Origin of the sequence: Pseudomonas sp. LTR0 (assembly GCF_036630035.1) — a bacterium.
Classification (GTDB): Bacteria; Pseudomonadota; Gammaproteobacteria; order Pseudomonadales; family Pseudomonadaceae; genus Aquipseudomonas; species Aquipseudomonas putida_Y.
The window spans coordinates 4020678-4034522 of record NZ_CP123734.1 but is presented as its reverse complement, the minus strand read 5'-3'; the positions used below and the strand labels follow the sequence as shown (position 1 = coordinate 4034522).

At 54.2% G+C, this 13845-nt stretch carries 11 protein-coding genes and 1 pseudogene; 6 read left to right on the top strand and 6 right to left on the bottom strand.

Going from position 1 to position 13845, the window contains the following annotated elements; translation table 11 throughout:
• The first annotated feature begins 28 nt into the window (after nucleotides 1-28).
• The 6 genes and pseudogenes from QCL51_RS18510 to QCL51_RS18485 form a co-directional block, all read left to right on the top strand.
• On the top strand, nucleotides 29-2026 hold the full coding sequence (locus QCL51_RS18510) for a nucleoside-diphosphate sugar epimerase/dehydratase (RefSeq protein ID WP_274119184.1): 1998 nt from the start codon (nucleotides 29-31) through the stop codon (nucleotides 2024-2026).
• 102 nt (nucleotides 2027-2128) lie between these two features.
• Nucleotides 2129-3199 carry a dTDP-glucose 4,6-dehydratase gene (gene rfbB, locus QCL51_RS18505; RefSeq protein WP_274119183.1) on the top strand — a complete coding sequence of 357 codons (1071 nt, stop codon included), beginning with the start codon at nucleotides 2129-2131 and terminating at the stop codon, nucleotides 3197-3199.
• Entirely contained in the window at nucleotides 3196-4092 is an 897-nt protein-coding gene (gene rfbD, locus QCL51_RS18500; protein ID WP_274119181.1) for a dTDP-4-dehydrorhamnose reductase, read from the top strand. The genes rfbB and rfbD overlap by 4 nt, the downstream gene beginning before the upstream one ends.
• 5 nt (nucleotides 4093-4097) lie before the next feature.
• Complete coding sequence (rfbA, locus tag QCL51_RS18495) at nucleotides 4098-4967, top strand: glucose-1-phosphate thymidylyltransferase RfbA (RefSeq protein WP_274119205.1); 870 nt, start codon at nucleotides 4098-4100, stop codon at nucleotides 4965-4967.
• A gap of 125 nt (nucleotides 4968-5092) precedes the next feature.
• Nucleotides 5093-5614: a GNAT family N-acetyltransferase gene (locus QCL51_RS18490; protein WP_274119180.1), complete on the top strand. Its 522-nt coding sequence runs from the start codon at nucleotides 5093-5095 to the stop codon at nucleotides 5612-5614.
• Between the two features lie 181 nt (nucleotides 5615-5795).
• A pseudogene (locus QCL51_RS18485) lies at nucleotides 5796-5954 on the top strand (transposase domain-containing protein); the annotation flags it as partial.
• Between the two features lie 135 nt (nucleotides 5955-6089).
• Here the strand turns inward: QCL51_RS18485 and QCL51_RS18480 are convergent.
• The 6 genes from QCL51_RS18480 to QCL51_RS18455 form a co-directional block, all read right to left on the bottom strand.
• Nucleotides 6090-7295: an acyltransferase gene (locus tag QCL51_RS18480; RefSeq protein ID WP_325948652.1), complete on the bottom strand. Its 1206-nt coding sequence runs from the start codon at nucleotides 7293-7295 to the stop codon at nucleotides 6090-6092.
• A gap of 89 nt (nucleotides 7296-7384) precedes the next feature.
• Nucleotides 7385-8665: a glycosyltransferase family 4 protein gene (locus QCL51_RS18475; RefSeq protein WP_338443964.1), complete on the bottom strand. Its 1281-nt coding sequence runs from the start codon at nucleotides 8663-8665 to the stop codon at nucleotides 7385-7387.
• Nucleotides 8662-9900 (bottom strand): glycosyltransferase family 4 protein, encoded by a 1239-nt coding sequence (locus QCL51_RS18470; RefSeq protein ID WP_338443962.1) that lies wholly within the window; start codon nucleotides 9898-9900, stop codon nucleotides 8662-8664. Before QCL51_RS18470 ends, QCL51_RS18475 begins: the two co-directional genes overlap by 4 nt.
• Complete coding sequence (locus QCL51_RS18465; RefSeq protein WP_325948648.1) at nucleotides 9897-11636, bottom strand: hypothetical protein; 1740 nt, start codon at nucleotides 11634-11636, stop codon at nucleotides 9897-9899. The genes QCL51_RS18470 and QCL51_RS18465 overlap by 4 nt, the downstream gene beginning before the upstream one ends.
• 43 nt (nucleotides 11637-11679) lie before the next feature.
• The gene (locus QCL51_RS18460) at nucleotides 11680-12123 is read right to left on the bottom strand and encodes a hypothetical protein (RefSeq protein WP_338443960.1); all 444 of its coding nucleotides are present in this window, start codon (nucleotides 12121-12123) and stop codon (nucleotides 11680-11682) included.
• Nucleotides 12124-12143: 20 nt separating this feature from the next.
• A complete protein-coding gene (locus QCL51_RS18455; protein ID WP_325948645.1) occupies nucleotides 12144-13841 on the bottom strand; it encodes a DUF6270 domain-containing protein in 1698 nt (565 codons plus the stop codon).
• Nucleotides 13842-13845 lie beyond the last annotated feature (4 nt).

Genomic DNA, 13845 nt, shown 5'->3' with positions numbered 1-13845 from the left:
GTCACTTTGCAGAGCCCTCAGAGGTTTTATGGATATGCTGCGCTCAAGACTGCTTGGACTACCTCGACGCCACAAAAGGCTGATTCAGGTAGCGACTGATGTGATTCTGGTCTGGTTCGCGCTGTGGTTGGCGTTTGTCGTGCGTTTAGGCATCGATGACCTAGCCAACCCTGTCCTCGACCATACCTGGTTGTTCATCATAGCGCCGATCATCTCGATCCCATTGTTTATCAGGTTTGGCCTGTACCGGGCGGTGATGCGCTATTTCGGTAACGACGCGCTGATCGCCATCATCAAGGCCGTAACCCTCTCGGCGTTGATCCTGGGCTTCATCATTTACTGGGCCAGTAACCACCAGAACGTGGTGCCGCGCTCGATCACCTTCAACTACTGGTGGTTGAGCCTGATCATGGTCGGCGGCCTGCGCCTGGCCATGCGTCAGTACTTCCTCGGTGACTGGTTCGCCACCGCCGTGCAACATGTGCCCTTCGCCAACCGCGACGACGGTTTGCCACGGGTGGCCATCTACGGTGCCGGGTCGGCCGGCAACCAGCTTGTCGCGGCGCTGCGCATGGGCAAGGCCATGCGCCCGGTGGCGTTCATCGATGACGACGCCAGCATCACCGACAGGGTAATTGCTGGCCTGCAGGTGTACCAGCCAGAACAGCTGCAACGCATGATCGATGACACCAATGCCGCCGAAATCCTACTGGCGCTACCCTCGGTCAGCCGCAGCCGGCGCCGCGAGATCCTCAACCTGCTGGAGGGCTACCCGCTGCATGTACGCAGTGTGCCCGGCTTCATGGACCTGGCCAGCGGTCGTGTGAAAGTGGACGATATCCAGGAAGTGGACATTGCCGACCTGCTGGGCCGAGATGCGGTGCCGGCGCAAGGTGACCTGCTGCAGCACTGTATCATCGACCAGACGGTCATGGTGACTGGGGCTGGAGGCTCGATCGGCTCGGAACTGTGCCGGCAGATTCTGGGCCAGACGCCGCGCACTTTGCTGTTGTTCGAGCACAGCGAATTCAACCTGTACACCATTGCTGGCGAGTTGGAGCAGCGCATCTTGCGCGAAGGCCTGGCGGTGCAGTTGATCCCCATCCTCGGCTCGGTCCGCGACCAGGCCAAGATGCTCGACGTGATGCGCGCATGGCAGGTAGACACGGTCTATCATGCCGCCGCCTACAAGCACGTGCCCATCGTCGAGCACAACATTGCTGAAGGCCTGTCGAACAACGTGTTCGGCACCCTATATACCGCCCAGGCCGCACTGCAGGCCGGGGTGTCCAACTTTGTGCTGATTTCCACCGACAAGGCCGTTCGCCCGACCAATGTGATGGGAAGTACCAAGCGCCTTGCTGAAATGGTGCTGCAGGCCCTTAGCCGCGAGATGGCGCCCGTGTTGATGGGCGACACCGGCAACGTGTCTCAGGTGAACAAGACCCGTTTCACCATGGTGCGCTTCGGCAACGTGCTGGGTTCGTCGGGCTCGGTTATCCCACTTTTCCACAAGCAAATCCAGGCGGGTGGGCCGCTGACCGTCACCCATCCGAAAATCACCCGTTACTTCATGACCATTCCCGAGGCTGCGCAGTTGGTGATACAGGCCGGCTCCATGGGGCAGGGCGGTGACGTGTTCGTGCTGGACATGGGCGAGCCGGTGAAGATCGTGGAACTGGCGGAAAAGATGATCCACCTGTCCGGTTTCAGCATCCGCTCCGAGCGCAACCCGCTGGGTGACATTGCCATCAATTTCACTGGCCTGCGCCCGGGCGAGAAGTTGTATGAAGAGCTGCTGATCGGCGACAACGTAATTGCAACGCGACACCCCATGATCATGAGTGCCAATGAAGACTACCTGGCCTGGGACGTGTTGAAGCAGCGCCTGGATGCATTGCGTGCGGCCACCGCAGAGGATGACTTTGCCACTGTGCGCCAGTTGCTACGGGACACCGTGAGCGGTTATGTGCCAGGCGGGGAGATTGTCGACTGGCTGTACCAGCGCCGACGGCTGGAGCCCTGAGTGCTGTATTTTCAAACAGAACAGGCGTTGCCGGCGAAGGCGCGCCAATATGAATTTCAAACGCTACGAAGTTTGAACGCGGGAATTGGGAAGAACTGAACGATGACTATTCTGGTAACTGGTGGTGCGGGCTTCATTGGCGCGAACTTCGTGCTGGACTGGCTGGCTGGCTCGGATGAGCCCGTGGTCAACCTCGATAAACTCACCTACGCAGGCAACCTGCAAACGTTGAGTAGCCTGCAGGGCGACAAGCGCCACATCTTCGCGCATGGCGACATCGGTGATTCCGAACTGGTCACCCGCCTGCTCAAGGAGCACCAGCCGCGCGCGATCGTGAACTTTGCCGCCGAGTCCCATGTCGACCGCTCGATTCACGGTCCGGAAGACTTCATCGAAACCAATATCGTCGGTACCTTCCGCCTGCTGGAAGCCGTACGCGCCTACTGGGGCGGCCTAGCCGAGCCGGCACGGCAGGCGTTCCGCTTCCTGCACGTGTCCACTGACGAAGTGTACGGTTCGCTTGCAGCTGATGAGCCTGCCTTTACCGAAACCCATCAGTACCAACCCAACAGCCCGTACTCCGCCAGCAAGGCCGCCAGCGACCACTTGGTCCGCTCGTACCACCATACCTACGGCTTGCCAGTGCTGACCACCAACTGCTCGAACAACTACGGCCCGTTCCACTTCCCGGAAAAGCTCATCCCGCTGATGATCGTCAACGCCCTGGCCGGCAAACCGCTGCCGGTGTACGGCGACGGACAGCAGATTCGCGACTGGCTGTACGTCAAGGACCACTGCAGCGCCATCCGCCGCGTGCTGGAAGCCGGTACCCTGGGTGAGGTGTACAACGTGGGAGGCTGGAACGAAAAGCCCAACCTAGAAATCGTCAACCGCGTGTGCGCGCTGCTGGACGAGCTGCGCCCGCGCCACGACGGCAAGCACTACGCCGAGCAGATCACCTACGTGACCGACCGCCCTGGCCATGACCGCCGCTACGCCATCGACGCCCGCAAGCTGGAGCGCGAGCTGGGCTGGAAGCCAGCCGAAACCTTCGAGACCGGCATTCGTAAGACCGTCGCCTGGTACCTCGACAATCAGGAGTGGGTGCAGAACGTGCAGTCCGGCAGCTACCGCGACTGGGTAGAGAAGAACTACGCAGGGCGCTCGGCATGAAAATTCTGCTACTGGGCAAGGATGGCCAGGTAGGCTGGGAGCTGCAGCGCAGCCTGGCCCCGCTGGGCCAGCTGCTGGCGCTGAACTCACGTAGTCAGGAACATTGCGGCGATCTGGCCAGCCTGGCAGGCCTGGCCGAAACTGTACGCGCCTACGCCCCCGACGTGATCGTCAATGCCGCTGCTTATACCGCCGTGGACAAGGCCGAAAGCGACCGCGATCAAGCATTCAGGGTTAACGCCGAAGCCGTCGGCGTGCTCGCCCGCGCCGCCGCCGACTGCGGCGCGCTGCTGGTGCATTACTCCACCGATTACGTATTCCCGGGGCAGGGCAGCCAGCCTTGGCGCGAAGACGACACTGTCGGGCCGCTGAACACCTATGGCGAAAGCAAGCTGGCTGGCGAACAAGCCATCCAGGCCGCCGACTGCCAGCACCTGATCTTCCGCACCTGCTGGGTGTATGCCGCACGCGGCAACAACTTTGCCAAGACCATGCTGCGCCTTGCAGGCGAGCGCGAAAGCCTGGGCGTGATCGACGACCAGCACGGCGCCCCGACTGGCGCGGAGTTGATCGCCGACATCACCGCCCACGCCATTACCGCCACCCGCGCCAATCCGGCTTTGGCCGGCCTTTACCACCTGGCGGCTGGCGGCGAAACCACCTGGTGCGGCTACGCCCGGTTCGTGCTCGAGCAGGCAGCGGCGCAGGGAGTAGTGTTGAAAGCCCACGCCGAACAGGTCAACCCGTTGACCACCGATGCCTACCCGACCCCGGCCAAGCGACCGGCCAACTCACGTCTTGATACCAACAAACTGCAGAAGGCTTTTGCCCTGACCTTGCCAGACTGGCGCCAGGGAGTGGCCCGCATGCTCACGGAAATACACGAGAAATGACCACTATGAACCGTAAAGGCATCATTCTGGCGGGCGGGTCGGGTACCCGCCTGCACCCCGCGACCCTGGCGATTTCCAAGCAGCTGCTGCCGGTCTACGACAAACCGATGATCTACTACCCGCTGACCACGCTGATGCTGGCGGGCATCCAGGACATCCTGATCATCTCCACCCCGCAGGATACCCCACGCTTCGAGCAACTGCTGGGCGACGGCCACCAGTGGGGGATCAATATAACCTACGCTGTTCAAGCTTCGCCGGATGGTCTGGCCCAAGCCTTCATAATTGGCGAGTCGTTCATAGCAGGCCACCCTAGTGCGCTGGTGCTGGGTGACAATATTTATTACGGTCACAATTTCCATGAGTTGCTGGCCAGTGCAATGGTAAGGCCGGATGGTGCCAGCGTGTTCGCCTACCATGTGCATGACCCTGAGCGTTACGGCGTTGTTGAGTTCGACCACACCGGCACCGCCGTTAGCCTGGAAGAAAAGCCCAAGGTGCCGAAGTCTAACTACGCGGTTACCGGTCTGTATTTCTACGACAAACAGGTTGTTGACATTGCAAAAGGTATCAAGCCTTCGGCACGTGGTGAGCTAGAAATTACCGACGTCAACCGCACCTATCTCTCTCAAGGCAACTTGTCGGTAGAAATTATGGGGCGTGGTTACGCCTGGCTGGATACTGGCACTCATGAGTCGCTATTGGAAGCGAGCCAGTTCATCGCAACCATCGAACATCGTCAGGGCCTCAAGGTCGCTTGTCCTGAGGAGCTTGCCTATCGCATGAAATGGATTGGTGCAGAGCAGCTTGAAGCGTTGGCCAAGCCACTTACCAAGAATGCCTACGGCCAGTACTTGATGGGCTTGCTCAAGTAGAAAGCCGGTTGCGGTGGCAGCTAACTGCTGCCGCTATGCCCTTGTGTATCTTGGCTTTGCTGAAGAGTTATGTCGGTAGATTGTTGGGGCCGGCAACGAAATCAACACCCATGATGGGGACCGTGATGAAGCTAACCAGTAAAACTATTTGCCTGCGTTTGATCGAGGAAGAGGATGCCGCCTTTGTCGTCCAGCTGCGTACTGATGGAAAGTACAACAAATACCTTTCCACGGTCGGCGACGACGTAGAAGCGCAGCGCCAGTGGATTAAACGTTACAAAGAAGATGAGAAGGCGGGTGACCAGTTTTACTTCATCATTGAGCAGCAGAACGGGACACGGTGCGGCACTGTGCGGATTTACGACCTGCGACCCACATCGTTCTCATGGGGTAGCTGGATATTGAATGAGGATAAAACCAAATATGCCGCTATCGAGAGCGCACTGCTGGTGTATGAGTTCGGCTTTGGTCATTTGGGTTTTGGTCAAGCGCATTTTGAAGTGATGAAAGGCAATGACAAGGTAGTTTCCTTTCACAAAAAGATGGGGGCAGTCGAGGTAGGCGAGGATGAGGTCCACACGTATTTTGAAATTAGCAAGGCCGCTGTAGAGCAAGCGAGGCAGCGGTTGGCCAGGATTGTTGGATGACGGTTGCAGCGCCTTTCACTACGCAATTAAAGGTGCCCTTGATGCCCACGGAGCGCTTCAAGTCAGGTTTGATCGATTGGCGTTTGAAAGCGAGCCAGGTCCGGGTTTCTGCGTAAGCGCCTCGGCTGTCGATTGTATCGAACGTGTCCCGGGAAGTGGTGTAACTGAACCAGCCGAGGGCGCCCTGCGGATGAAAGGTTTGGTCGAAACCGCCAAAGCCAACGGTCAAGAGCCCTATGCGTGACTGCGCCACGCTCTGGAATACCTACCGTATGCGTCCTCGGTGGAAGAGTACGAAGCGCTGCTACCGTGGAATTGCATGCCTCAAATACATAGCTAAGTACTTTGCCCATCTTTGGCTAGGTAGGGTTCATGGAGTGCTTACAGTTTATTGAAGGTTGACGGTGTGAGCTATCTAAACGGCTCAAAAATAGACGATGAAGACCGAGCATAAAGCTCGTCTTCACCATAGGCTTTATGCTTGAGCTGGTTGCTGCTGTACTGTTTCAGTTTTCATTGTATTAGTATTTGAGCCCAGCAAGAGCGAGGAGAATTTATTTGCTAGCGTGATGGCTGGTAAGTCCACCTTCTGGTGGAAGAAGTGAGCGGCAACCAGAGTAAGAAATATGGTTGTGCTCAATGCCATGAGCATGGAAGAAAAGTTCATCCCGAGATGTTTAGTAAAAAATTGAGCAACGACAACAAGAATGAACGTATGCAGCAGGTATAGTGAGAAAGAAACCTTGCCTAGCCACTTCATCGGCGCGCTATCCAAAACAGCAAATGTTCGTTGAGCGTTCAGTACACTGAGGAGAATGATGAGGCCACCAAACGCCGGCATGATTAATAGCCACGACGGTTGATAGCCTGTCAGAGCAGACAATGAGCCGCTCAGGTTACTGAGCATTGTGTACGAAGCACTGGCAGAGTGGAAGCCGGCCAAATACAGCCCAATGAGCAGGCCAATCAAGCAGACCCCAGACTTCAAGGTGCTGGTTCTCTCCTCGTTGAATCGGAACGTAATCAGCATGGAGCCTAGAAAGAACAGCGATGTGTACATAGCTGTTTTGTTTGTTGAAGCTGATAGCACCAGAAATGCAGCAACGCAGAAAACGCGGTAGACGTATGGACTACCACCAAAAAGCGCGAAGGCGGCGAATATCGCAAACGACCCTACCAGTTCTATCTGGATCGTCCAAAGTACATAATTGTAGCGGCTATTGCCCAGCGCAAGAGCCCCGTACAAAGCGTCCCGCATAGCACCATCCCATGTTGCGTTGAAAAGATACGGGGTTGAGAGCACCGGAACGGGGCTAACATCCGGTGCATCATAGACGCCAAACTTCATCAGCGCACACCCAATGAGCACTGAGGTGGCTACAGGTACACCTAATCGGATGTAGCGTTTAACTGCTGCCTTGCGAATTGCGTCAAGCACTCCGGTATGTCTTGAGATGCTATAGGTGAGTACCAGACCGCTCAAGATGAAAAACATTGATACCGAGAAGCCGCCACGGTAAAAGAAGGAGAACGGGCTGTCGAACCACTCGATTCCATCCAATGGACGGCCTTTGGTGCGTCCTCCTAGATGCATCGCTGGATAGTACCAGAACAGCGCATGGGAGAAAATCACGATCACTGCAGCAATACCGCGAATCCCATCCAGCTTGGACAGACTCATTTTATGAAGTCCGCTTGTCATTTTCTTAGATCATTCCTGTAGTTGTGCTCGGGTGGCGACCGGCATAAAGGTCCAGAGGGTTCGCTTACTTATGATGTGTTTACGGGCTTATCGGTATCAGTGATGAGTGGATCATGCTCAGATGGAGTACTCAGGCTGGCGCGTGGCGAGCGCCCAATGTAGTTCGGAGAGATCTGCAGCACGTCCAGCGCCATTTTTCTTTTTATTAATCGGCGTGAGTATTGCTGCACAAACTCCAGGCGCGATGTTTTCTGGATCTCAAGGTGCTGCAAAGCGAGAATTGCTGCTTCAATATCGCAAGGCGGGAACAATGCAGAGTTTTTTATCCGCTTCTTCGCAAATCGGCAAGCATATCCTGATAGTCCACCCCATATGGGTTTGTCAGTGGCCGCGTACTCAAAAAGTTTCGACGGGAGTACGCGCCGGAAAGCTTTCAGGTTATTCAGATGTAAAAATAAAACATCAGCATGCTGATAAACTTGCAACAGCTGATCGCGTTTCATTGGCGGCGATATACGCACGTTCTCGACCTCTACGCGTGCCAGTTCCTTTTTCAAGGTGTCTAACGCACCTCCAGCGCCTATCAGATGGAAGTCGACTTTGTCCGCGAGACGCTTGGCCAGTTCGGGAATGATTTGGTGCAGCCCTTGGCCCGTTCCAATATTGCCGGCGTATACAACCTGCAAGCGGTCGGAGCGGATCGAAGGATTCGACGGCTGAAGCGACAGCCTAGGTTCGATGAAGAGGTCATCTACACCATTGGTATAAAGCGTGAACGTTCGACCGGGATAACGTGTATTAAAGTAAGGCAAGAAGCCCGGTGAAATCAAGTTTACTTTCGTGGCTTGCTTGACGGTCCATCGTTCCATTGTCGAAAAGATCGAAGCTGCCAATTGGCCAAGGCGCGATGGTAGTAGCTCACGTACGGTATCGACCAATATATCGCGAATATCGAGATAAAGTGCGGAGCCATTACGCTTGGCTATCAGGGCACCAAGAGATGCTGTCATCAGTCTAGATGAGGTCGCAAAGACCAAGTCGTACTTTCTCTTGCGGGTGATCTTCAGTGCATTAAAGGCAAAGCTGGCGAATGCTTGCGCTTGATCCCTGATGCCACTGCGATGTGCAGGTACGTCAATACGCCTGATTGTCAGAAGTGGCAATCTTTCAATGCTCACGGCACTGGCGGTGAAGGAGTGATATCGATTCGGCTGGGTGGTAACAACCTCGATTTCTATCTGGTCGCCAAGTTCGGCACGTAGTGCATCCACAAGCGCCTCGGCCCGGAACGAGCCAGCAGAAAGGTCCGGTGGGTAGTAGAAACTCAGCAGCAGAATCCGCGTGGTCATATTCTCGCCTGCGGAGTTGGACAAAGAACCCTTTGATACAACTCAATCAGGCGCGACTCCTGTTCCTCCCAGTTTAAGCTTGAAGCAGCCGAGCGTGAGTTTTGTGCATACGTTTTACGCAAGGTTACATCATTAACTAATACGCTCAGTGCCTGTGCAAGGTTCGTTGGATCATTGGCTGGAACGAGTATCCCAACATCATGCTTTCGCACGATTCGGCGGATTTCTGGGAGGTCGGTCGCCACAACGGGCAACCCTGCAATCAGGTACTCAAACAACTTGTTCGAGTCTGTTGTATAGTGGTTGAGGCAGGTATTCTCGATAGGTTGGACACCGATGTCAGCAGATGCCGTATAGCTTGGTAATTCTGCCAGTGGGACAGTAGGTATTATGCGCACTCGGTCTTGCAGTTCAAGTTCTTCAATAAGCCGACTCAGGAGGTACGCCAGACGCCCCCCGCCGATGAGCACGAAGTAGGCTTCTGGCACGCTGGCTGCGGTACGAATTAGCTTCTCGAGACCACGGCCTTGCTGCAAGCCACCCTGATAAACAATGATCGGCCATTGCTCAGTAAGGCCAAGCTCTTCGCGGATCCGATTTGTCGAGCCGCAGTGTGTCAGCCTTGGCCGGTTTTGCAGCACGGTCGGGCGTACGATTTGATAGGCCCGAGCAAAATACTTAGCACGAGCATCTGTGGTTGTGATTGTGCCATCTGCCGTGGGCATAAGCCGCTTTTCGACCATGCCCACCAACCGGCGAAAGCCGTCATAACCTTCACGGCTGGTACTTATCTCATGTGCATCGTACACCAGGCGAGCGCGACTCAAACGGGCGGCCAGCCATGCAGTTGGCAGGGTGTTTACGTCGTGTGAATGCACCACATGAGCGCCATAACGAACCATGTGGACGAGCAGTGCAGCATGAGTCCACGCTCGGACAACGAGACGTAAAAGCTGATGCTTGAAACCTAGGTTGCCGCTAGGACCCTGGCTCTTATCGGCTTGGAGGGGCGAAGCAGATGGCGCTTTACGGTTGCGTAATTTCCATAGCGGACTGCGCGCCACACGGACGACTTCGATTCCGTCGTTCAAGCGATCTCGTTGTCGAGTGACGCCGGGCGTGTGCAAGGCAAAGACACAAACTTGATAACCTGCGTTTCTTAATGTCTGGGCTTCCTTGAGCACTCGCGCGTCGTTGAGAAATTCGTTCCAGACGATCATTGCGATTTTTTTCATTGGATGGATTCCTGCCTGAGTTCTACGGGGGAGGGGGATTCAGTGGCAGCAAGAATGTCATCCAGCAACCTCAATGCCGCTGGATAATCTTTCCTAAGCAGGAACCTTTCTAAGCTATACATGAATGCAGACAGTATTACATCGTTGGTGGTCGTGTTCGCCAAGCTTGGGCGCTCGCAGCGTGCTGTTTCAATCGCCTTGCGAAGGCGGTCTTTTTCCACAACCGGCCAGTTGCTGCCAACTGCCTCAATGCGCCAACTGCTCCAGTGGCTAAGTTGGTACTGCTGTGAGGCCGAAACCAGAAGTGCTTCTGAAGTTATGTCCAGCGATATGATCTGCCGCGGTAACCCGCTGAGTTTATTTATAATACACTCCCAAGAGCCGAGTAGACGCTCTACCTTTTCTGCCTCCTCCGGTGTCGAGCATACGAAACGCAGCGTTTCCAGCATGCTTCGTTCCAGACGTTGCTCGAGATATGGGCGGGTGCGGCTAAATCGTAAAATCAATTCGCTCGCCGGCTCGCAGCGCATGAGCTGTTCGTTGATGGCTACGACGCCATCGCCTATCTGTCGGCGGACCAGCTTTTTATGGCCATTCAGTCGGAACAGGTGGCAGTCGACGCCTTGAAGAAGGTAATGGCCCAGCCATTCAAGCGATGGGAGATTCGGTTGGCTTCCCAACAGCAGACGCTCCTGCTCAGCCAAATTGGCAATGTTATTGCCGAACAACTTTGCCAGGTATTCTTCAGGCTCGATATTGCTTTGCACGGTGATGTGAAATGCATAGACATCAACAGCATCTATCTGATGCCAGCTGATTTGGAGGCCATTGCGCGTATCAACACCCGCTTGGTGCAGGAGCTTTTCTACCCAGTCCTCGCGACTGGTTGGGCTAAGTAGGCGTTCGAGTTGATGGTTGTTCTGGCGTTGCTCAAGCAAGGGCTGGGATTGGAAAAACATGGCATTGATCTGACGGTGCTGCATACGCAGACTGACGATGTCTTGCACCATGCTGGTCATGCGTTGTAAGGCTTGACGCATGACCAGGACTGCGATGACAGCATGAAAAATACGTTGGTGCGGGAAGTACAGAAAGTCCGCGACCAAGCAGAAAAAACTGAGAAGAAAGCCAGTAGCGGACAGCGCATTGAGGATATTGCCGTGATTTTGCTGGAATTGCACTTGAATAGCAGGGCTGAGGTTATACGTAGTCACGCACAGGAGCGATGCCAGAGTCATATATGTTAGTACGATGACAAGCAGCTTCGGATAAATCATCAGGAGAACGAGAGCGCTTAGGGTGAAAAATAGCGCGGCAGCCATGGCTCGAGTGAATTTCGAGTATGCATAGGCTGCAATCTTTTCCTGGTTCTCAAATATGTTGAGTTTGGCGCTGCGCATTAACAGTGTTCTGGCACCTTGGCGGCAGCAATAGGCGATTAATAATTCGCTGAGCAGATAGAATATATAGCATACCGCTGCGGCTATACTAAGTGACACAATGAGATGGCTTTTCTTTACAGCCTGTAGGGCTGTGGGGAAGTAGTTCGGTATTTTTTCTGAGCCTAGTAGAATAATAACCTTAAGAGGCAGGAAAAAGGCGAGCAGCAGAAAAATCTGGCTCGCCAAGGTTGTGATTTGCACGGTGATAGTTGTAAGTGGCACAACTCGTAAGAGCTTCATGCCTAACGACAGGCACCAGCCCAGCGTCGATTTTATATGATGCTGAAGCTTCATCGGCGGATGATTCTTTCAATAAAGTTAATCGACGCTGTCTGGATCATTTTTCTTGCCAATAAATGGTTGCGATTGTTGCTGGCTTTTTGCCGCTGTTGACAGTAGTGTAGATGCCGCCAATTACAGGTAGGTCCTTTTTGTAGTACTGGACTTTGAATTGGCTGCTATCGTTGCTGATGACCTTGCGGGTGAAGCCAGCATTTTGCAACTGCATGTACACATCGTTCTCGGCCAGCTTGTCGGCAGCCGTGTAATTGTACTCGTGCATGTTCAGTTTTCCCGCGCTGTTAGGCTTGGCGTAGGATTTCATGTGTGCCGCATTAAGCTGCAGGACAGTGCCATCAGCAAGGTTTAGTTCAGCTTTTGCTTGTGGTTGTGCTACTTCTGCTGCCTGATTGTCCGCGTTGGTAGAGTCAGCGGATTGCTGATCGCAACCGGAAAGTGCAAGGGCAAGGAGGGAGAGCAGAGCGGCAGTTTTGAATTTCATCTTTCTATTATTCCTTTGGATCAACTCATGATTCTTGCAAGTAGTTGCTTAGCAACAGTCTTGTAATAGGTGCTGTCATAGTGGTAGGGGCAGAAAGCCCACTTATGATCGCCACCGGCAACCAGTCCCGCCTCGAGCCCCCCAATCTGTTCAACCGCGGTTGCCGAGTCTTCGAGGGTTGCGAGCATTGGGTCGATGACCGCGTTGTTAAGCTCGATCAGCTTTTCGAATTCACCACCTTTGAAGCTTTCAAGGCCGGAGTCCTTCTTATACTGATGTGCCCAGACCGCTCGGTGGACGAAGATATTCGGGCAAATATTAGCTACCCTTTCAAGGAATGCGGGCAGCGCCCACTCACGCAGTTGTTTTATCTCCGGGCTCCACGGCCGCTTGATCTCATGAGGAATGCTCTTCCGTTCCAGTGCTTTTAGCAATGGTCCGCTGGCAGACATCAGAGAACTCTGGTGTTGGACAATCCCAATTCGTTCATCAATGAAATCGATGATTACGATATCCGGACGGGACTGTTCGAGTAGTTGCCAGTGCAGCTTGTGCTGATCCCAATGGGAGCGCTTACCCTCAAAAGAACTGGCATCTATCCCCAATTTTGGGTCGAAGCAGGGCGGTGCCATCCAGGAGACAACTGACGAGCGGGCCATGTAAAAGCAAATTTCGAACGCCTCAAGTGCACTCTTCTGGAACTCAAACAGATCACGGGTGACGCATGAACCAAGAATAGCAACTCGAATTTTTTTCTTGAGTGGGCCAGCCGGGTTTGGACGAACAGCGGTTCGTTCGAGCTTTGCTTTGCGCGCCATCAGGGCGTCGAGGTTTTCACTGGGCACTTCCGTGCCCTTATTAAGTTCAACTTTGATCTGATTGCGCACGTTGCCCAGCTTTTCAAGGTACTTGTGCGGCATGCCGATAGGCGATTGTTTTAGGAGGGCGGACAGGAAATCTAGGCGTTGTTGGCTCAAACCGAAAGCACGCAGTTGAGACTCCTTCAATCCTTTGATTTTGCTCGTATCGCCGAGAATCCTCGCGCGCGCCCCAAAGAAATACGAGTCGCTCAGAGGATGCTTTGTGTAGGTATACAGCGGATGCTTGGATTTCAGCAATATATGCTTGGCGTTGATTTCCTGCTTTTTCAAGGTCTCTACGACCAGATGGTGTGCGTATTGAGTGATGCTCCGGCTCTTCGTGCCGCGAGTTTTATCAACGAGCGTTAATGCCAAGGCCAGGGTGTCATAGGTGACAGCTCGGTAGCAGTCATCGGATGGTAAGAACTCTAAGCCATTGTGCAGCGAGATCAACAGCATCTCTTCGTCATGTTCATTAGAGTGCGCGTGTTGCTGAATTGTATCGATTACATCTTCGTGAATGCAGTCGTCATCATCGATTCTCGATGTGAGCACAATGTCTTCGCGCGCCTGCGCCAGAAGCCTGGTCACCTCTCTGTTGGTCAGCGAATAATCGCTGACCTTCAACGTCTTGGCATTCAGGCCTGAGGAACTGATCGCTGCTTCCAGTCGTGCCTGGTGCAATACAGGAAGAGCTTCATCAATGAAGATCGTCCACTCAAAGTCTCGGTTGCTTTGATTGGATAGAGACGGGAACACCGTATTGGTGAAGATCTCCAGTCGATATGACAACCAAAGCTCATCCTTGATTCCGATGCCAAAGTTGGTGAAAACGTAATGCTTCAAAGACTTGCTCATATCT